Source organism: Kiloniella sp. (genome assembly GCF_965205715.1).
In the GTDB taxonomy this organism is placed as follows: domain Bacteria; phylum Pseudomonadota; class Alphaproteobacteria; order Kiloniellales; family Kiloniellaceae; genus Kiloniella.
This window is the reverse complement of sequence record NZ_CBDBHW010000012.1, coordinates 64,434-84,297: the sequence shown is the minus strand read 5'-3', so window position 1 is coordinate 84,297 and position 19,864 is coordinate 64,434. Positions and strand designations below refer to the sequence as shown.

Annotated in this window: 17 protein-coding genes; 9 read left to right on the top strand and 8 right to left on the bottom strand. The window is 47.4% G+C overall.

Annotation, left to right across the window (positions count from 1 at the left end):
• Window positions 1-28: 28 nt before the first annotated feature.
• Window positions 29-673 (top strand): nucleotide exchange factor GrpE, encoded by a 645-nt coding sequence (locus ACOGW3_RS10700; RefSeq protein ID WP_419902962.1) that lies wholly within the window; start codon window positions 29-31, stop codon window positions 671-673.
• Window positions 674-739: 66 nt separating this feature from the next.
• On the opposite strand, the gene ACOGW3_RS10695 is transcribed toward ACOGW3_RS10700, so the two are convergent.
• Both ACOGW3_RS10695 and ACOGW3_RS10690 read right to left on the bottom strand, forming a co-directional pair.
• Window positions 740-1,348, bottom strand: coding sequence for an alpha-ketoglutarate-dependent dioxygenase AlkB family protein (locus tag ACOGW3_RS10695; protein WP_419902961.1), 609 nt, complete (start codon window positions 1,346-1,348; stop codon window positions 740-742).
• 10 nt (window positions 1,349-1,358) lie between these two features.
• The gene (locus ACOGW3_RS10690; protein ID WP_419902960.1) at window positions 1,359-1,595 is read right to left on the bottom strand and encodes a hypothetical protein; all 237 of its coding nucleotides are present in this window, start codon (window positions 1,593-1,595) and stop codon (window positions 1,359-1,361) included.
• 276 nt (window positions 1,596-1,871) lie between these two features.
• Here ACOGW3_RS10690 and dnaK point away from each other — a divergent pair, with 276 nt between their 5' ends.
• The 4 genes from dnaK (at window position 1,872) to dapB (ending at window position 6,733) form a co-directional block, all read left to right on the top strand.
• Complete coding sequence (gene dnaK / locus ACOGW3_RS10685) at window positions 1,872-3,788, top strand: molecular chaperone DnaK (protein WP_419902959.1); 1,917 nt, start codon at window positions 1,872-1,874, stop codon at window positions 3,786-3,788.
• Between the two features lie 73 nt (window positions 3,789-3,861).
• The gene (dnaJ, locus tag ACOGW3_RS10680; RefSeq protein ID WP_419902958.1) at window positions 3,862-4,989 is read left to right on the top strand and encodes a molecular chaperone DnaJ; all 1,128 of its coding nucleotides are present in this window, start codon (window positions 3,862-3,864) and stop codon (window positions 4,987-4,989) included.
• A 199-nt stretch (window positions 4,990-5,188) separates the two neighbouring features.
• Complete coding sequence (locus ACOGW3_RS10675; protein ID WP_419902957.1) at window positions 5,189-5,800, top strand: LysE family translocator; 612 nt, start codon at window positions 5,189-5,191, stop codon at window positions 5,798-5,800.
• Window positions 5,801-5,926: 126 nt separating this feature from the next.
• On the top strand, window positions 5,927-6,733 hold the full coding sequence (gene dapB, locus ACOGW3_RS10670; protein WP_419902956.1) for a 4-hydroxy-tetrahydrodipicolinate reductase: 807 nt from the start codon (window positions 5,927-5,929) through the stop codon (window positions 6,731-6,733).
• Window positions 6,734-6,819: 86 nt separating this feature from the next.
• On the opposite strand, the gene ACOGW3_RS10665 is transcribed toward dapB, so the two are convergent.
• Complete coding sequence (locus tag ACOGW3_RS10665) at window positions 6,820-7,776, bottom strand: DMT family transporter (RefSeq protein WP_419902955.1); 957 nt, start codon at window positions 7,774-7,776, stop codon at window positions 6,820-6,822.
• Between the two features lie 296 nt (window positions 7,777-8,072).
• On the opposite strand from ACOGW3_RS10665, the gene ACOGW3_RS10660 reads away from it, so the two are divergent.
• Both ACOGW3_RS10660 and typA read left to right on the top strand, forming a co-directional pair.
• On the top strand, window positions 8,073-9,068 hold the full coding sequence (locus ACOGW3_RS10660; protein WP_419902954.1) for an adenosine kinase: 996 nt from the start codon (window positions 8,073-8,075) through the stop codon (window positions 9,066-9,068).
• 165 nt (window positions 9,069-9,233) lie between these two features.
• Complete coding sequence (typA, locus tag ACOGW3_RS10655) at window positions 9,234-11,063, top strand: translational GTPase TypA (RefSeq protein ID WP_419902953.1); 1,830 nt, start codon at window positions 9,234-9,236, stop codon at window positions 11,061-11,063.
• A gap of 79 nt (window positions 11,064-11,142) precedes the next feature.
• Here the strand turns inward: typA and ACOGW3_RS10650 are convergent, their stop codons facing one another.
• The 4 genes from ACOGW3_RS10650 to ACOGW3_RS10635 form a co-directional block, all read right to left on the bottom strand.
• A complete protein-coding gene (locus ACOGW3_RS10650; RefSeq protein WP_419902952.1) occupies window positions 11,143-13,953 on the bottom strand; it encodes a DUF2339 domain-containing protein in 2,811 nt (936 codons plus the stop codon).
• Between the two features lie 110 nt (window positions 13,954-14,063).
• A complete protein-coding gene (locus ACOGW3_RS10645; RefSeq protein ID WP_419902951.1) occupies window positions 14,064-14,588 on the bottom strand; it encodes a DUF4269 domain-containing protein in 525 nt (174 codons plus the stop codon).
• Window positions 14,578-15,342, bottom strand: a complete 765-nt coding sequence (locus ACOGW3_RS10640) for a phytanoyl-CoA dioxygenase family protein (RefSeq protein WP_419902950.1) — start codon at window positions 15,340-15,342, stop codon at window positions 14,578-14,580. Before ACOGW3_RS10640 ends, ACOGW3_RS10645 begins: the two co-directional genes overlap by 11 nt.
• A gap of 19 nt (window positions 15,343-15,361) precedes the next feature.
• Complete coding sequence (locus ACOGW3_RS10635) at window positions 15,362-15,484, bottom strand: hypothetical protein (protein ID WP_419902949.1); 123 nt, start codon at window positions 15,482-15,484, stop codon at window positions 15,362-15,364.
• Between ACOGW3_RS10635 and ACOGW3_RS10630 the strand changes: the two genes are divergently transcribed.
• Entirely contained in the window at window positions 15,471-16,703 is a 1,233-nt protein-coding gene (locus ACOGW3_RS10630; RefSeq protein WP_419901077.1) for an ISL3 family transposase, read from the top strand. The two genes, ACOGW3_RS10635 and ACOGW3_RS10630, sit on opposite strands and share 14 nt — an antisense overlap.
• A gap of 2 nt (window positions 16,704-16,705) precedes the next feature.
• Here the strand turns inward: ACOGW3_RS10630 and ACOGW3_RS10625 are convergent, their stop codons facing one another.
• Window positions 16,706-18,517 carry a hypothetical protein gene (locus ACOGW3_RS10625; protein WP_419902948.1) on the bottom strand — a complete coding sequence of 604 codons (1,812 nt, stop codon included), beginning with the start codon at window positions 18,515-18,517 and terminating at the stop codon, window positions 16,706-16,708.
• A gap of 265 nt (window positions 18,518-18,782) precedes the next feature.
• On the opposite strand from ACOGW3_RS10625, the gene ACOGW3_RS10620 reads away from it, so the two are divergent.
• Window positions 18,783-19,739 carry a PDR/VanB family oxidoreductase gene (locus ACOGW3_RS10620; protein WP_419902947.1) on the top strand — a complete coding sequence of 319 codons (957 nt, stop codon included), beginning with the start codon at window positions 18,783-18,785 and terminating at the stop codon, window positions 19,737-19,739.
• Window positions 19,740-19,864 lie beyond the last annotated feature (125 nt).

Sequence of the window (19,864 nt, the reverse complement as noted above, 5' to 3'; positions counted from 1 at the left end):
ACTTTATATATAGATGGGTTTACGGAAAATGTCCGAAACGGAAAAGAAATCTCCGGAAGAGAATGTTGTTGCCGAAGATCAGATTCCTGACGATCTGGTAGCTGAGGAAGCATCTGAAGTTGAAGCTCCAGAAGAAGTTGTTGCAGAAGATGAAACGCCTTCTGATGCTGTAAGAGTTGCTGAACTTGATGCCCAAAATGCACAGCTGACAGATAAACTTTTGCGCACCATGGCAGAAATGGAAAACCTCCGTAACCGTACCCGCCGGGAAAGAGAAGACACGGTTAAATATGCACCGCAAAAACTGGTGACGGATCTGATCGGTGTTATGGATAATCTTCAAAGAGCATTGTCATCTGTGTCGGAAGAAATTGCAGCAGGTCACGACGACTTGAAGAATCTGCGCGATGGTATTGAGATGACCAACCGCGAAATGTTGAAAGTTTTCGCCCGTCACAATATTACCGAAGTAGAAGCTCTGGGTAAAAAAATGGACCCTCATAGTCATGAGGCTTTGTTTGAAATTCCAGACCCATCACAGCCAGAAGGCACCATTATTCAGGTAATTCAACCTGGTTTCCGCCTTCATGATCGCTTGCTACGTCCAGCACGTGTGGGTGTTGCCAAAGGCGGCCCCGTGTCTGGATCTGAAAAGGTTGATACGACAGCGTAGTTATTAAAGCTGACGAGTTTGATAAAGAGCTGATACAGATTTGTATCAGCTCTTTTTATTTGTACGTTAGGGAGTTGTGACCCTTCTCATCGTCAAATTGATTCTGCCACCATGTTTTAAAAGCTGGCTGGAACCGTGGAGTATTCGGTCTACGCCGTGGTAAGCTTTTCTCGCTTCTCCGCCCAAAACAACAATATCGCCTGACGCCAATTTAATAAAATTGGATGGACCTTTCCTGGTTAATCCCCCTAGCCGAAACACAGCTGTATCACCAAGGGATAGAGAGAGTACCGGAGCCAACATCTCCTCCTCGTCTTCATCGCGGTGGAGGCCCATTTTTGATTTTTCGTTGTGATAATAATTCAGCAGGCAACATTCTGGTAGGACAGGATATCCCGTTATCTTTTCCCATAACTTTAACAGTGTTTCTGGAATTGGTAACCAGGGGTTCCCTGTTATGGGATGAATCGATTGGTAACGATAACCCTGGTCCTTATCCGAAACCCAGCCAAGAGATCCAAAGTTTGTCATCTTTACTGAAAAAGGTTTCCCGGTACCTGGCATTTGTGGGTTGAAGAGGGGGCTTTTCTGGATATTAACTCGTAATTCGTCCAGTAATGCTTCTTGCTCATCTCTGTCCAAGTATTCTGGTAGGTATTTGAATCCTGAAATCATCTTTTAATAGCTAATTTATTTTTCGGGCATCACGCCTTTCCAGAAGGCGTATGGTTACAAAGAGCAATCCCCCTATCAAGGCGACGATCGATCCGAACCATTGAACTACTCCGGCATCAAACTTGTAATAACCGACCAACATGACGGCGACGCCAAAAAATACATCGCCGATGGCAATCCATTTAATCATGGTTCGCATTGAAAGAGAGCGTGTGGAGGGGGTGTTATCGGAGTCTTTTTGATCCATTCAGGCCACTTTCCTTAAGGGGTTTTCATTTTTAACCAAAAGTGCCTGATCCCTTCGGTCAGACATCATAACAAATTTCTGTTGTTTTGTAACGTGATGATGATTTTCTTAAAAACCTTATTTTTTTAAGCATATTGCTTCTTGCAGTCCACGCACTGGCTGCATATATAGTGCCTGAGCCCGAATAAATGGACTTCATCCCTTAAAGGGACCAGCCGGCAGTGCTTGCCAACAAGGCTGCCAAATCGGTTTGCTAAATTAAGTGTGAGGAAAGACATGAGCAAAGTTATTGGTATTGATCTAGGGACCACAAACTCCTGTATCGCTATTATGGACGGAAAAGACGTCCGCGTTGTTGAAAATGCTGAAGGTGCGCGTACGACACCTTCCATGGTTGGCTTTACTGCTGAAGAACGCCTTGTAGGCCTTCCAGCTAAACGCCAGTCTGTAACTAACCCAACAGACACACTCTTCGCTATCAAGCGCCTCATTGGCCGCCGTTTTGAAGATCCGCTGACGAAAAAAGATATGGACCTGGTTCCATACAAAATCGTCAAAGCTGATAACGGCGATGCATGGGTTGAAGCTCATGGCGAAAAATACAGCCCATCCCAGATTTCTGCTTTTATTTTGCAGAAAATGAAAGAGACCGCTGAGAGCTATCTTGGCGAGCCCGTTACTAAAGCAGTTATTACTGTTCCTGCTTACTTCAACGATTCACAGCGTCAGGCAACAAAAGATGCCGGTAAAATCGCTGGTCTTGAAGTTCTTCGTATTATCAACGAGCCGACAGCTGCAGCGCTTGCTTATGGTATGGAGAAAAAAGGTTCCGGTACTGTTGTGGTTTATGACCTTGGTGGTGGTACTTTTGATGTTTCCGTTCTTGAAATCGGCGACGGTGTATTTGAAGTGAAATCTACCAACGGGGATACTTTCCTTGGTGGTGAAGATTTCGATAGCCGTATCATTGATTATTTGGCTGATGAGTTCAAAAAAGAACAGGGCATTGACCTGCGTTCTGATACTCTCGCGCTTCAACGTTTGAAAGAAGCTGCTGAAAAAGCCAAAATTGAACTTTCTTCTTCTACACAAACAGAAGTTAATCTTCCTTTCATCACGGCTGATGCGACAGGTCCTAAGCACCTTAACGTCAAGCTTACCCGTGCGAAACTGGAAGCTCTTGTAGATGACCTCATTCAGCGCACAATGGGCCCTGTTAAAGCGGCTCTGAAAGATGCGGGTGTTAATGCTGCCGAGATCGATGAGATCATCATGGTCGGCGGTATGATCCGTATGCCTAAAGTACACGACACTGTTAAAAACTTCTTTGGTAAAGAACCACACCGTGGTGTGAACCCTGATGAAGTTGTGGCAACTGGTGCTGCTATTCAGGCGGGTGTTCTTCAGGGTGAAGTTAAAGACGTTCTTCTTCTTGACGTTACGCCACTGTCTCTCGGTATTGAGACACTAGGTGGTGTAATGACCAAGCTGATCGATCGTAATACAACGATCCCAACCAAGAAAAGCCAGACTTTCTCGACTGCCGAAGATAGTCAGAGCGCAGTGACTATTCGCGTATTCCAAGGTGAGCGTGAAATGGCTGCAGACAACAAAATTCTTGGTCAGTTCAACCTCGAAGGTATTCCAAGCGCACCACGTGGTGTTCCGCAGATCGAAGTTACCTTTGACATTGATGCCAATGGTATCGTGAACGTGGGTGCCAAAGATAAAGCAACTGGTAAAGAACAGTCTGTTCGTATCGAAGCTTCTGGTGGTCTCAGCGATGCTGATATCGAACAGATGGTTCAAGATGCGGAAGCGAATGCTGAAGAAGACAAAGCAAAACGCGAAGCTGTTGAAGTCAAAAACCAAGCTGAAGGTCTGGTGCATCAGACTGAAAAAACTCTTAGCGAAGTCGGGGATAAAATCTCTGACGAAGAGAAAGCTGGTATTGAAGCTGCGATTGCTGAACTGAAGACTGCTTTGGAAGGTGATGATGCTGAAGACATCAAAGCCAAAACCGAAGCTCTTGGCCAAGCATCTATGAAACTGGGCGAAGCTCTTTATGCTGATCAAGCTGGCGCTGAAGGCGGCCCAGAAGCTGAAGGTGCTCCAGAATCAGAAGCAGATGACGGTGTTGTTGATGCTGACTTCGAAGAAGTTGACGACGACAAGAACAGCAAAAGCGCTTAAGGCGGTTTTGGATTTGAAGGGGTTGGCGCAAGCCAGCCCCTTTTCACCTTCTTATTGAGGGAAAATCGTACTGATGTCCAAAAGGGATTTCTACGAGATATTAGGCGTTTCACGCTCGGCAGATGCCAAAGAGTTGAAAGCTTCCTATCGTAAATTAGCCATGAAATATCATCCGGACCGCAACCCGGATAATGCTGAGGCTGAGCACAAGTTCAAAGAATTGAACGAAGCTTATGGTGTGCTCAAAGACGAGCAACAGCGCGCAGCCTATGATAACTATGGCCATGCTGCCTTTGAAAATGGTGGTCCTGGTGCTGGTGGCGGCGGTGGCGGCTTCGGTGGCGGCGGATTTGCTGATATTTTTGAAGAAATGTTTGGCGGTTTTGGCGGCGGTGGTCGTCATGCAGGTGGCGCTCAACGTGGCGGCGATCTCCGTTATAACATGGAAATATCACTCGAAGATGCTTTCAAGGGCAAGCAGGCGGAATTCAAAATTCCAAGTGCTGTTTCCTGTGATTCCTGTGATGGAAGTGGTGCAGCTAAGGGATCATCTCCGGTAACATGCGGAACTTGTAAGGGGAACGGCCGTGTGCGTATGCAGCAGGGCTTCTTTACTGTTGAACGTACATGTCACAGCTGTCAGGGCGTCGGTAAGGTTATCGAAAACCCTTGTGGCAACTGCCATGGCTCAGGCCGTGTAGAGCAGGAAAAAACCTTACAGGTTAATATCCCCGCAGGTGTGGAAGAGGGCAACCGAATCCGTTTAGCGGGAGAAGGTGAACTTGGAAATCAGGGCGGAACACCTGGGGATCTCTATATATTCCTGGCGATTGAACCGCATCGGATTTTCCAACGCGATGGTGCTGACATCTATTGTCGTGTTCCAATTTCAATGACCAAATCGGCCTTGGGTGGTAGAGTTGAAGTCCCAACTATCGATGGCGGACGTGCCAAAGTGACCATCCCTGATGGCACTCAAAGTCGTCAACAGTTCCGTTTGCGCAACAAGGGTATGTCGGTCTTACGCTCAGGCTCACGTGGTGATATGTATGTTGAAGTCACCGTTGAAACACCTGTTAATCTGACCAAACGCCAGAAAGAACTGTTGCAGGAATTTGAGAGCGAAGCAGAAAACAATTCACCGCTTAGCTCTGGATTCTTCAAGCGCGTCAAAGAATTCTGGGAAGATCTTACAGAGTAATAAATTTCAGGGATTATAGGACCTTACGGAACATATCCTGATTGAATATAGAAAGGCCTGGTTGGATTGTAATGATCCTGCAGGCCTTTTTTATTTATATTGTCTATCTCTACTGGAATCAGCCGTTTGTTCTGTTAACCTGCTTTCAGGTTATTCCATTACGAGACTTTCAATGTCACTTCCACCCATAGAATATCTTTTGGCCTATTGGGTCGCAAGCACTCTTCTTGCGGCAACTCCTGGGCCAACCTGGCTTTATACCCTTACGATTAATATTTCGGATGGGTGGAAAAAATCTTTATGGATCCCGATCGGTAATGGGCTCGGTCTCCTTGTGCATTTGGTGGCGGCACTCGTCGGCCTGTCTTTGCTGATACAGCAGTCTGCAGTGGCCTATGAAGTCTTACGTTGGTTAGGTGCGGGATATCTTTGCTTCCTTGCCTGGAAAATCCTGACCGGGAAATCTGACCTGAGGGTTAATGATGATCGCTTGGTGAAGTCCAATTCTGCTTTGAAAATTGTATTTCAATCTGCGCTCATCAACATTACCAACCCAAAGGTCATTATTTTTATGATCTCTTTTTTGCCCCAGTTTGTTCGCCCTGAAGCAGGGAATTTTGAACAACAGATCATGATATATGGTGCAATACACATCGTGAATGCAGGCTTTATTATCAGTTTGGTTGTTTTGTTTTCAGAGAAGATGAAGTTCTTGTTCTCAGGGGCGGGACGAGTTGCCAAATCTTTTAGAGCACTGGCCTCCATGGCAATGGTTGGGGTTGCTCTTCGTGTCGCTCTTTCTGACCGTTAGAGACCCGTTTATTGATGTTTATCAGATTTGTTTGTCTGACAGCTTGGTTCATTACGACTTAACTGCTAATGCTTTGGGCAATAATAACGGTCTATATGACCGAGTTTCTTTACGGGATATTTGGATATGAGTAACAAAATCGGGATTGTTGGTTGCGCAGGACGTATGGGGCGTATGCTAACAGAAGTTATCGGGCGGACTGATGGTTGTGTCGTTGCTGGTGGAACTGAACTGCCGGGCAGCCCAAATCTCGATAAGGATTTAGGTGAACTGGCTGGCATTGGAACCCTCGGTGTTGTTGTCGGTGAAGACCCTACGGCCTTGTTCCAATCCTGTGATGTTGTGATCGATTTCTCGGTTCCTACTGCGACGCTCAATCACGCTAAGCTTGCTGCTGAAACCGGTTGCTCCCTGGTTGTTGGAACAACAGGGATGACAAACGAGCAAGTCGCCGAGCTGGAAGCTGCTGGTGCGAATACGTCAATCGTCTTTGCCCGTAATATGAGCTTGGGTGTGAACCTCTTGATGTCCATTGTTGAGCAAGTCGCAAGCTCTCTTGATGAAGACTATGATATCGAAGTGGTTGAAATGCACCATCGTCACAAGGTTGATTCGCCCTCTGGAACCGCGCTGGCGCTAGGTGAGGCGGCAGCAAGCGGCCGTGGCGTGGACCTGGATAAAGTGGCAGATAAAGTCCGTGATGGTATTATTGGTGCGCGTAAACGGGGTGATATCGGCTTTGCCACACTCCGGGGTGGGGATGTCGTCGGTGATCACTCTGTGATTTTTGCCGCAGAGGGTGAGCGGATCGAACTCGGGCACAAGGCAACAAACCGCGAAGTGTTCGCTCGTGGCGCCGTTAAAGCAGCCAATTGGTTAGAGGGTAAACCAAACGGCTTTTATGACATGCGAGATGTGTTGGGCCTGAAATAAAAGCGGCCTGAAGTAATCGCGAATATTTATTGAGATGTATAAAAGAGGGGCGTAAAGCCCCTCTTTTATGTTCATAGCGTGGAGTACTATCCCTGCCCGACCCGTTTTCGTTCACGGTAAAGGGTGTAGAGGCCACTGGCGACAACGATCAGGGCGCCAAATATGGTCCAGGAATCCGGTAGTTCGTTGTAAAATAACCAACCAAACAAAGTCGCCCAGACCAAAAGGGTGTAATTAAATGGCTGAACGGCTGACGGTGTGGCGTACTGGAAGGCAAAGATCAGAAACAGGTGGCCGAGACTAATGAAAATCCCGCCGGCGATGAGAGCAATCCAGCCGTTAAAATCTGGTTGAACCCAGAAAAAGGGGACTAAGAACGTAACAAAGATAAGCGGAACGATCCCGGTATAAAACTGGGATACCTGCCCATCGTCATATCGGCTGCTTATTCTGAGCAGGATTTGGTAAAAGGCAAAGGCTGCTGCGGCTACCAAGGGAAGTAAAAAGAGCTGATTAAAGCCTTCAAAACCAGGGCGCAGTATAATCATTACACCTGCGAAACCAACTAACACGGCGGACCAACGGCGGAGCCCGACCTGTTCTTTGAGCCATAGGGCTGATAGGGCCGTTACGAATATCGGCGCGACGGCAACAATGGCGTGGACATCGGCGATGGGTAGTAATTTGAAGCTAAGAGTGAAGAGAAAAGCTTCCCCCACCAGAAAGATGGAGCGAAAGATCTGGAGTTTCAGGTTATTGGAGCGTGAAATTCTGATAACACCCCCCGGACCTTCACGGTAAATCGCCATTCCAATGACAAAGACCGATAAAATTAAATATCGTACCCATAACAGTTGAGGCAGGGGATAGGTTTGGGCCACGTGTTTAACCACGGCATCTCCCGAAGAAAAGGCAGCCATTGCAATGATAGCCAACAGGATGCCCTGTCTGGTGGTGTCAGCAATGGATCCCTCGGAATTGAGTGTCTGAGAGTGGGAAGAAGACACAGATTTTTTTTCTTCACTGGTAAGAGAGCCGCTCATCGACGGATAACCCCCGGAATTGGTGTTTAAGAGTATAAATTTTAATGAGTTGAGCAGCATATCGGCTCTTTTGAAGTGACTGTGATCTGAAATTCTTCATCCGGCAAGGGGATTTATATTTTATAATATTCTTTTTGCTGAAAAGGCCCCAACATTTAGAACTGTTCCCTGTGCATAGGAGAGTTGCGGCTTTGTGCTTGCCCGAAAAATGGAAGTGGCTATACTCCGCGCAAATTGTAATCCGAACGTAATCTACCCCGGACTGTAAAACGGGTGCCTTAAAACGGAATTCTTAAATGAGCGAAAACGCGAAACTTGATGTAGTCGGCATTGGTAATGCAATTGTCGATATCGTTGCCACAGCTGATGATGCGATGCTTGTACAACAGGACATTATCAAAGGCGCAATGAACCTGATTGATCAAGAACGCGCGGATGCTCTTTATGAAGTGATGGGCCCAGCTATTCAGCGTTCTGGTGGCTCTGCTGGTAATACCATGGCCGGTATCGCGTCTTTGGGCGGTAAGGGTGGTTACTTCGGTAAAGTACGCGATGATCAGTTTGGCGAAGTTTTCCGCCACGATATCCGCGCAGAAGGTGTCGAGTTCAATACTTCAGCAGCGACAGAAGGCCCTTCTACGGCCCGTTGTTTGATTTTTGTAACGCCAGATGCACAACGTTCTATGAATACTTATCTCGGCGCATGTGTTAACCTGACGGTCGATGATATTGACGAAGAGATGATTCGTTCGGCAAAGGTAACCTATATGGAAGGTTATCTTTGGGATCCGGAAGAAGCCAAGAAGGCTTTCATCCACGCTTCCAAAACGGCACAAGCCGCTGGACGTCAGGTGTCTTTGACACTCTCAGATTCCTTTTGTGTTGGTCGCCATCGCGAATCTTTCTTGGATCTGGTTAAAAATTACGTAGATATCCTCTTTGCGAATGAAGAAGAGGCTATGGCGCTTTTCGAAGTTGATAACTTTGATGAGGCGCTACAACAGGTCAGAGCTTGTTGTTCTGTCACAGCAATTACCCGTAGTGAAAAGGGTTCTGTAGTCTGTTCTGGTGACGAAGTTCACGTTATTGACGCTGTTCCTGTGGAACAGGTGGTTGACACAACGGGTGCAGGCGACCTATATGCAGCAGGATTTCTTTACGGATACACGAACGGTTACAGTCTTTATGACAGTGGCCGGATCGGTTCAATAGCCGCCGCCGAAGTAATTTCCCACTTTGGTGCCCGCCCAGAAACTTCTCTGGCGGAACTGGTAGAGGAAAAACTTAAGTAGGTCATCGCACTGTCACACGACTGCGCTACAGACCTTATAGGTTATGTAGATTAGGTGTTACATGTGTAGCGACCAGGACTGGGCCGTAAGGGGCTGGTTTCTGGATGACTGAAGGATAATGCGGGGCGCAGTAGCCCCTCTTTAAATACATGAGAGAATAAGGCAATGAGCACAGCGCTTCGCAACGTGGCGATTATCGCGCACGTCGATCACGGTAAAACCACTTTGGTGGACGAGCTACTAAAACAATCTGGTACTTTTAGCGAGCACCAAAAGGTCAATGAACGTGCGATGGACAGCAACGATCTTGAAAAGGAACGTGGTATCACGATTCTTGCCAAGTGTACTTCTGTTACCTGGAAAGACACACGGATCAATATCGTTGATACACCAGGTCACGCCGATTTCGGTGGTGAAGTTGAGCGTATTCTTTCCATGGTTGATGGTGTTGTTCTGTTGGTTGATGCCGCAGAAGGTCCAATGCCGCAAACCAAGTTTGTGACATCCAAAGCTCTTGCCTGTGGCCTGAAGCCAATTGTTGTTATCAACAAAGCAGACAAAGCTGATGCGCGTCCTGATTGGGTTGTCGATCAGGTTTTTGATATGCTTGTGAACCTCGATGCAACTGAAGACCAGCTCGATTTCCCGGTTCTTTATGCTTCTGCAAAACAAGGTTGGGCGATCACTAATCTTGAAGATCCAAAAGAGAACATGGAATCACTCTTCCAGTTGATGATTGATGTTCTTCCTGCTCCGACTGAAGAAGTTGATGCACCTTTTTCTATGTTGGCGACAACGCTTGAAGCGGACAGTTTCCTTGGTCGTATCCTGACCGGTCGTATCCACTCTGGTGTTGCTAAAGTTAACATGCCAGTGAAAGTTATCACTGCTGATGGTAAAACAATTCCTAATTGTCGTTTGTCCAAGTTGTTGGCTTTTGATGGTCTAAAACGTGTTCCAGTTGAAGTGGCACGTGCGGGTGATATCGTAGCGATTGCCGGTATTCCTGATGCAACTGTTGCAGATACAATCTGTGATCCTGTTGTTGAGCACGGTATTGAAGCGCAGCCAATTGATCCGCCAACACTGGCGATGACTTTTGCTGTTAACGATTCTCCGCTAGCTGGTCGCGAAGGCGACAAAGTTACCAGCCGTATGATCAGGGATCGTCTTGCCCGTGAAGTAGAAGGCAACGTTGCGATCCGTGTTACGGAAAGTGAATCGAAAGATGGTTTCGAAGTTGCTGGTCGTGGCGAACTTCAACTTGGTGTTTTGATTGAAAACATGCGCCGTGAAGGTTTTGAACTCTCCATTTCTCGTCCACGTGTTCTTATGCACAAAGATGAATCCGGCGTTACCATGGAACCGCTTGAAGAAGTCGTTATTGACGTTGATGAAGAGCATTCAGGCGTTGTGGTCGAAAAAATGGCCGAACGTAAGGGTGAGCTCACTGACATGCGTCCATCTGGTGCAGGTAAGACACGTATTACCTTCCTTGCCCCGTCCCGTGGCTTGATCGGTTATCACGGTGAGTTCCTAACGGATACACGTGGTACCGGCATCATGAACCGTCTGTTCCATAGCTTTGGTCCATACCGTGGAGCCATTCAGGGACGTCGTCAGGGCGTTCTGATCTCTAACGGTACCGGCGCTGCTTCTGCCTATGCTTTGTGGAACCTTGAAGATCGTGGCCTGATGTTCGTTAACCCTGGCGATGCACTTTACGAAGGCATGGTCGTTGGTGAACATACCCGTAGCAACGATCTCGAAATCAACCCGCTAAAAGCCAAGCAGCTTACAAACGTTCGTGCTTCTGGTAAGGATGATGCGATCAAGCTTACGCCACCACGTATTCGTTCACTGGAACAGTCTCTTGCTTATATTCAAGATGATGAGCTGGTTGAAGTAACCCCTAAATCCATTCGTCTACGTAAACGTTACCTCGTTTCACATGAGCGCAAACGTCACGCACGTACGAAAGAAGTTATCGGTTAAGTCTTATTAAGACGAACCAAGAATAAAAAAAAGGGCTGCTCTTGGGCAGCCCTTTTTGCATGTTTAAAGAAGACTTGGTTTATAGTTTTGGCGCTTCAGGTTTATCTTCCGGCTTGGTCCCAATGGGGTAGACGAAGCGCTGGTAAAGAAAGCCGACCCCGATCAGGCAGAGGCCAAGGCCGATAAAGGAAGCCACACGGTAAAGTCCGCTTAGCGCGGCCATATCCCACAGGAAGACTTTGGTCGTGACCAAAAGTACGAGCGCGAGAGAGGCATGTCGAACCTTGGAGATGTCCCGGAAAATCCCAACGGCGAGTAAGAGCCCTGCATAGATCAGCCAGGCTGCGGAATAGCTGTAACCCTCAGCATTGAGAATATCGCCTGATGCCATGGCTTCCGGATGAAAAGCTCTGCGGACTTCGAGCGTGATGTCCAGGAAGACCAAGACAAGGGCTATCCCTCCGAGCCAAGGCAACAGGAATAAGTGCTTTTGGTTCCGTGCTTCGCGGTAGATCAGAACGGCGATTAAACCCGGCAGTAAATATGCCAGGGATAACAAATTAAACAGGGGCCAGTTGCCAACAAACTCGTTGGTGAAAGCAGGGTTGCTGGTCAGAGATTGCACCAACAGAACCTGTAGCACAGCGACACTCAAAAGGATTTTTGATCCCCAATTGCTAAAGAAACGCGGGGTCACCCGGTTGCGGTAATAGAGGAATGTTCCGGTAATCAGCCAGGAAAGGGACTGGAGACTTTGTTCCAGCAGGCCGTAATGTGTGGCATAGAGATTATTATCGTTCACCAGATACCTGATTTCCAGGCTCACCAACGCGACGCTGATCGCCAGTGCACCCGATTCCAAAATCGTAATCAGTTGATCGTCCTTTTCCCGCACAAAATAGCGCGCGGCGATGGCAAAGGCGATCGCGGGAATGCCAAAGCTATAAAGCAACCAGAGAGCATCGACCTCTGTCTGCGGCGTTAAGGGGTCAAAGTGATTGAGCGCAAGCAGCCTGATTCCAACGATAACGGCGATAACCAGGGCACTCTGTCGGATAAAAGGAATACGGATTTGCGAAGCCACCCAACCGGCAGAAGGTAAGAGAAGGGCGAGAGCAATGGTCAGGCCACTTTTTTCAAAGGCGATCGCAAAGGCCATGCCAATGGCTGCGAGTACTGCGAGGGCATAGACTCCAAGGGCAGCCTCCATCCCTGGATAGCTACGTTTAGGCAGGACGGTTTTTGCGGCCATAAAGGCAAGCCCTGCGAGGACAAGAGAGAAAAACGACCAACCGAGATCGGACCCGATGGCGGTGACCCTTAAATAGGTAAATAGGAATGCCGTTAGAGGGACGATAACCGATAGAGCGGCTAAATAAGCCGGCGTTTTGGTTTTTCCTAGGCCTTTAAAGCCAACCCCGGCAGCAATGATAGCGATGAAAGCGGAGAGCAAGAGATAGAAATTCAGCTCTGGTGGAATAATCGGGTTAACCAAGGTTCCCGCTTCTATGCCCGAGACATAAAAGGTTTCGGGGAGCTCAATTGATCCGGGGAAGGGGTAGCGGGCTACGATATAAAGTGCGACCAAAGCCAGTGGCACCAATAGGGCCTCGCAATGGTTCAGTTTAAAGGCGCCATAACCGATGCCCCCTGCGATCAGGAAGAAGAAGACCAGGGAAGGTGTTGAGAAGCCATCAAATGACAACAAGATCAGCTGGAGAACAAGGACGCCAAGAATAGCACTTAACCCCACGATCTTTTCAGGCGATAGTGTGCCTGATAAATGCAAGGGGTGCTTGAGGCCGTCGGTCGAGACCAGAAACTGTTCGTAACGCGGTGCGATAAAGAGCCCGATAATTAGTATTTGGTGTAAAGCCAGGGGATAGACGTCTGAGCTTTCCCACATCGCGCTAAACCAGGCCAGCTGCCAGAACAATGAACCAGCAAGCGACATCCAGCCCAACCACCACCAGTTTTGATATCGAACCACGGCCAAGGCAGAAGCGGTGATGAAGGTCAGGTAGCTAAAGAGTGTCCAGGCGGATGAATTGCCGGTACTGACCAGCAGAGGGATGACAAAAGCCCCTGCCATGCCCATAGCCGCGATTAAAGGCCCCTGAAGTAGTGAGAGGCCCAATCCGGCGATGGCGACAACGGTTAGCAGGATAAACGCCAGCAGAGGCGGGATCAGGTCATAGAGGCCATAGGCGGAATAGATACTGCCATAGGTGATGGCAAGGCCTGCTGCCGTCAAGGCAGGCGGAACATGATTGGGTTTAAGCGCAGCGATTGCCTGTTCAATTGGTCTTCGACGGAACCATTCGCCGCCAACCATCAGGCCGATGCCAAAAAGCACACCCATGGTAATTCTAAAGCCTGGGGAAAGCAGATCATTTTCGATCGAGTATTTGATCAGGAATACACCACCAATCATCACGGTTAGACTGCCAAGCCAAACCAGCCATTGCCGGGTAAAGGCTTCTTCAAAGGATTTCCAGGGGCTTTCTTTACTCTTGCCCTCGATATTTTTCTCTGGGATCACGGAAGCAGCGACATCATCGAGGATAGGCTGGTCAGTTTGATCTTCTGGTTGGGAGTCTGGTGTTTCTTCTGTTTCCGGATCAGAAGGTTTCTGAGGTGACTCCGATGAAACCAGAGTTTCGTCGACGACGGGTTCTGGTTGGGGAGTTTCTGTTTTGATGGGTTGTTTGTTTTGCTGAGGTTGGCTTGTCGCTGGCTCAACTTTGGGCTGTTCCAAATTGCCTAAAGATCGTTTAAGGGAGGCAACTTCTCTACGCAGGCTCCCAATTTTTACAAGCGCAACGCAGGCGAGGATCGGACCCCCGAAAATGACGGCAAGACCGAGTAATACCAACAGAACTTCTTCCAACAGACCCCCTCAAACCAAGGCTTTAACAACACGCAAAGCTGGTTAGATTTGAAATATTTTCACGGGATCATAGCGTTGCTCGGCCGTTCCCGACAACAGCTACCTTTGAATTACTTTTCTGGAGAAAGGTAAATATAACAGAGTTGGTTATCTGAAAACTCTTCTAACTTCAGTAGGTTGATATAGGGATCCCCCACTATTCCGAGGAGTTTTGCAAAAGCGGGCTCAGTTTTGATGCCTTGTTTTTTCAGCGCGATAACGGATTGTTTGAAAGAAGGGCCAAAGAGTTCAAGCAACCGCTTTTCTATGAGAAAGTGCCGCACGCCATTTTGTTGCTCCAAGGGTTGGTTGCTAACGAAAAACTCTACCTGCCAGCCCTCTACTTCAAAAGAAATGATCTGGGTTTTGTAAGGTACCGAGACCTTACCTTTCTCAATGTAGTTCCCAAGGTGACCATAGTGTTTCCGTAAAAATTTGGTCAGCTCATCCGGATCGTCTACAAAACAGGCAATATCGATATCACTGGTTTCCACATCTATCTCTAGAGGAGGTGTGCCAATGATATGGAACTCATGCTCAGAAAGAACGGATGAAAGCATAAGGTTCTCAAGAACCCGATTGTAATCAGGACGCATCGTCGGTCTCAAAACCTCTAAAGGGCATACCCGGGCTGCGGGATAACCAATTGTTATCAGGATAATCGCAGGCGCCGTCGATCAGATGAAGAGTATATGCCTGTCGGGATTTATCAGATGTATTGGGGCCGCTGAGGTGGGGCAGTTGACCATGTAGCACGATCAATGATCCCTGTTTGACCTCGAGCGGTACACGGTCCTCTTCCGGCCATGGACTGTCATCAAGCTTTTCTGTGATCAGCTTTCCGGCTTCATTGCGGTAGTGGCGCTTTTTCAAAGGCGCTTTGTGATGCCCGGGTAAGCCCCACATACATCCGTTTTCCAGGGTCGCATCTTCCATGGCAAACCACATGCCAATGCAGGAATGTGGCTCGGTATAGAGAAATGTGCTGTCCTGATGGCAGATGACCTCTCCGCCGATACGCGGTTGCTTAAAGATATACATGGATTGGCTGAGAAGGGGCTGGACCATGCCAAGGTCTTTAGCGACTTGGGCGAGGTCAGGATTGCGAGAGAACTCGGAAAAGACAGGATCAAGGTCATGTTGAGCGTGACCAATTTTATTGATCGACAAAGCTTTCTCTTGCTTTAGGTTGCCTTGATCATCAAAAGCACCTTCTTCAAAGAAACAGCGGATCTTGTCTCCTGATTGCTCGAAGTAGTTGTTACCTTCGTGGCTTTTATTCGTAGTCGAAAACACAGCCCTGAATTCATTGGGATCAAAGGCTTCAACAATCGATCCAGCTTGAGCCATGAGCTTTTCACAAGCCTCTCTAGAGACAAAATTGGCTCTTCTCCGCTTTGTTGAGTAGAAAAAGATGCCGACCGCCAAGTAACCTGTTGATATGTATGGTTTCTGATAACTTTACATAGAGCAGGTATATGACAATCAACATCTCGCAGCATATTTTAGGCCTCAAAGGGCAACGTGTAAATGAAATTAAACTGGATGACGGCGGTGTTAAGATTGTCATTCACTGCAGCCGAGACGCGCGTAGGAGGGCTATAGACCCTGCTACAGGCCAGAAGGGAAGCATCAACCAGCATGTCCGCCGACAAGTAAACGACATCCCCCTTTTTGGGTATCCTTGTGTGGTCGAGATTGAGCTGGCGCAGGTTTATATTAACAAGGGCGAACGCCGCATTGAGGGGTGTGATTTTGTTGATAAAGGGTGCCGTTTCACTCACCGATTTTGCCGACTGATCAGTGGATTATGTCGGCATATGTCTATTCAAGCGGTTTCCAGACATTTGGATATACGATGGGAAACGGTCAAGAATATCGACAGGGCATACCTTATTGAAACTCTCCCTACGCTTGATCCTGCAGAGCTAACTGGCTTGGAATATATTGGTGTAGATGAAGTTGCCCGGGCGAAAGGTCATGACTACATGACGGTGGTCTACGATATGGTTGGCGGTCATCTGATCTGGGTTGAAGCAGGCCGAACTGCCGAGGTTTTTTCAAGGTTTTTGAAACAACTGCAACCAGATACAGCCTGCAAAATAAAGGCCGTAGCGATGGATATGGGGCCTGCCTACCAAAAGGCTGTCAGAGAGTCCTTGCCGTTGGCCGACATAGTATTTGACCGTTTCCACGTCATGAAAAACTACAGCAAAGCTATCCATAATCAGCGTCGACTTGAGTTCAGAAAGGCCGATCCAAGTGGTAAAGAGTTGATGAAAGGGACGCATTATCTGTTGCTCAAAAATGCGGATAAGTTGAGTGAAAAACAAAGTGACAAGCTGCAAAGGTTGCTGGAGAGCAATAGCAACCTGAATGCACTTTACGTCTTGAAAGAACAGCTTCAGCTGCTGTGGAGTGCCGCTTCATTTGAGGCGATGGCGGAGCAACTGGAACGTTGGTGCCTGATAGCAGATCAGTCACAGATGCTCTATCTAAAAAAGTTCGCGAAATCCCTACGGAAACATTGTGTGGGCATCTGCAACTACGCCAAACACAAGCTCACAAGCGCCAGGATAGAGGCTGGTAATGTCAGTATAGGAATGATCCGTAAGCGAGCCAGAGGCATCAAGGATACCGAATACTTCAAACTCAAAATTAGACAATCATCCATTCCAGATAATCAATCTATGCTCTATTTGAAATCCTAAATCTACTCAACAAAGCGGAGAAGTGCCTCAATTGTTGATTTCAACCTCCAGTTTCCATCAACTTCACCGGTTATGATTACTCCAATTGTAGAGAGCGAAATAGTTTGATCTTCTGCGACAAGCTCGCCCTTGAGAGCCTTAACTTCAGCTCTCGCAGTAACATTTTGCAAGACGGGACTGCTATCATGAGACGAAGATAAATTAAGCGAACTCTCAAAGCCTTTAACATCAATAGCAACGGCATTTGATGTCTTTATTTTTTTCGGGATACGCAGCGAAGAAATTATAATGCTCCCATGCCCCTTATCCAACGCCAACGTATTTTCAATAAGATGATAGTTCGCGCCCAATGTAGCATCAGACACCTTCAAATGCCCCTTGCCCCTCGCAATGAGACTTGGAAATTCTGCACCTTCAAGGTTTGTGCTCCAGTCACCTTCCCACCCCTCGTTAGCTTCGTGAGATGTGCTCGCGCTGATACGTGCTTTACTAACTTTGATTTCTGGCAAGACTACATTCTTTGCAAGAAGGGATAGCTTTCCCTGGATTTTTTCTATTGCAGTAAAGTCTTCTGCCAGATTGCCAGATGCCTCTCCCACATATTCCAGGTCCGCCTCGGTTTGCCCTTTGACCTTTCCACTCAATTTACCAGAATAAGGTCGTTCCCCATCCAGAGATAAAGAAAAATCCGTCCCATCTTTCAATAATTCACCCGTAACCTCCTCCCCAAGTAAATTACCTATTTCGGGAAGAAGAGACCTGTCAGATCCCAGGTTAACCACTGAATAGGTCGCATTTCTAGTTAATTTGAGGAGTGTTTCTTTTCCATGTTGTTGAATTTTTAGGGGGACATCACCCTCAATCAACATGCCTCCAGCCAAGCCAATTTTTGTCTGCGTTTCTACAGACAAATTCACTGTCGCAGTTTTCAACCCCTTGAGGATAGGGCCAATGGCCGTGCGCCATCTGTCAGGCATCGGGCCAGAAACCTTTATCGAACCGGTACCGTCTAGTTTGATTTCTCCGCTAACATTTTTGATTTCAGGAACAGAGTTTCTAATAAACCCAACAGGTAAATTACCCGCCACATCCCCATAGACATTCCAGCTCAGTCCGGGATCATCTAAAAAGAAGGATGCAGAACCACCACCTTTTATTCCGATTTCCATCCAATCGATATCCCAATCGAATTGCAAATCTGATGGTGAAAAAATCAATCCTAGGTAAAATTCTTCCGGTTCGCGCTCGCCCAATGTTCCGCCATCGAAACTCACCCAACCTTGGAGGTTATCCTCGGAAGACCCGATAACTTCAGCGGCCAAAGGGAGATGGATTACCCCAGGTTCAGCCATTATGTTCAGGGCGCTATTCGTTAAATGGAGTTCGGGCTGAAAAGGTAAAGTAGGCATCGGTCCCGTTGCATCTCCCCCTCCTTCACCAAACAGAACATCAAGCGAACCCAACAAAGGTTTAGCCCCAGTAACATCCAGCGCCAACACCAACCCATCAATATTGACCTCTAAAATTCCGCCCTGCCACAAATCAATGATGTCAAAATTCAGTTGCACTTTATCCGATGAAAATTCTTCTGCAGTGCCGGCTACAAGCTCTTCTACAATTATTTCATCTAGTGATATTTCAGAAACCCTGATTTGGAAGTTTGGAATTTTTGCCTGCAGAGCCGCATGATCAATTAGGTACTGAGCAACGGGAACCCGATAGTAAACCAAAGAGCCACTTGTAAGGATCAGAAGAACCCCTAATCCTGAAACGGCTCTCATTATTTTTTGCCAGCGTTTTGTTTTTGAAACCATTTAGCCACATTAACACAAGCAACAGGCGAAAAAAGGCCAGAAACACTTTAGTTGTTACAGGGTGGGTATTTTTATCTTTCTATAAACAAACACTTAACCATGCCTCCACCTGATCCATGAAGGACGAGGCGTTGCACTCTTTCACCCAAAGCACCAATTTAATAGATATCCAGTTTTTTGGCGGGTATTGGATAGCAATTGAAAATAAAAACGGTAAGAGTAACTGTAAGACAATAAAAGATAACCACTCAGGAAAGCCGAAATAATGACCCAAAGGATTACTGTCCTTATCAATGCTATCAAGGATCAGGCTCTCAACATTCGAACCTTTGAGCTTGTCAGCCCAGATGGGGAAGCGTTGCCGTCCTTTACAGCAGGATCACACATTGATGTTTTTCTTGAGAACGGACTGGTCCGACAGTACTCACTATCAAACTCCCAAGATGAACGCTTACGTTATGTTGTTGGCATCCAGAAAGAAGAAGAAGGTCGCGGGGGCTCAAAGCACCTCTACGATAATCTTCAAGTCGGCGATGAGATCGAAATTTCTATCCCTCGAAATCATTTCGAACTCGATGAAAGTGCGCAAAGATACAAGCTCATCGGCGGGGGCATTGGCATCACCCCAATCCTGTCCATGGCCAGACGCCTAAAGGCTCTCGGAAAACCCTTTCAGCTGTTTTACGCCTGCCGGAACGAAAACCGTGCTGCCTTTATGGATGAGTTGAAGTCCGGTGAACTTTCCAGCCACGTAATACTATCTTTCGATGATACCCACGGACCGTTGAAAACCCAATCGCTGTTTGGCCGGGTAGATCCCGGTGTTCAAATTTATTGCTGTGGCCCCACAGGCCTTATGGATGCTGTAAAAGAAGCCACCACGGCCTGGCCGGCGAGTACCGTTCGGTTTGAACACTTTGCTGCAGACGAAAGCACGGGCCTAAGGGAAGATGACGAAAGCTTTGAAGTTGTCATACAGAGTTCAGGGAAAGTCTTTCAGGTACCTGCGGATAAAAGCATTCTCACCGTATTAGAGGAAAACGGCATCTTCGTTGATCATGCCTGCTGTGAAGGAATTTGCGGCACCTGCGAAACCGGCCTGCTAGAGGGGAACGTCGACCATAGAGACATGATTCTGACTGATGATGAAAAGAATGAAAACCAAGTCATAATGGTCTGTTGCTCCAGAGCGAAAAGTTCGCGCCTGACACTCGACTTGTAATGCGCAGTCTAATTTGCACGCCTGAGATGGTCATTTCATAAAAAAACAATCCTTTTTACGCATCCGTAAAATCACGTGGTAGTCAGATAAGGAAATCTGACTTAGAATGATCAAGATCTTATGAC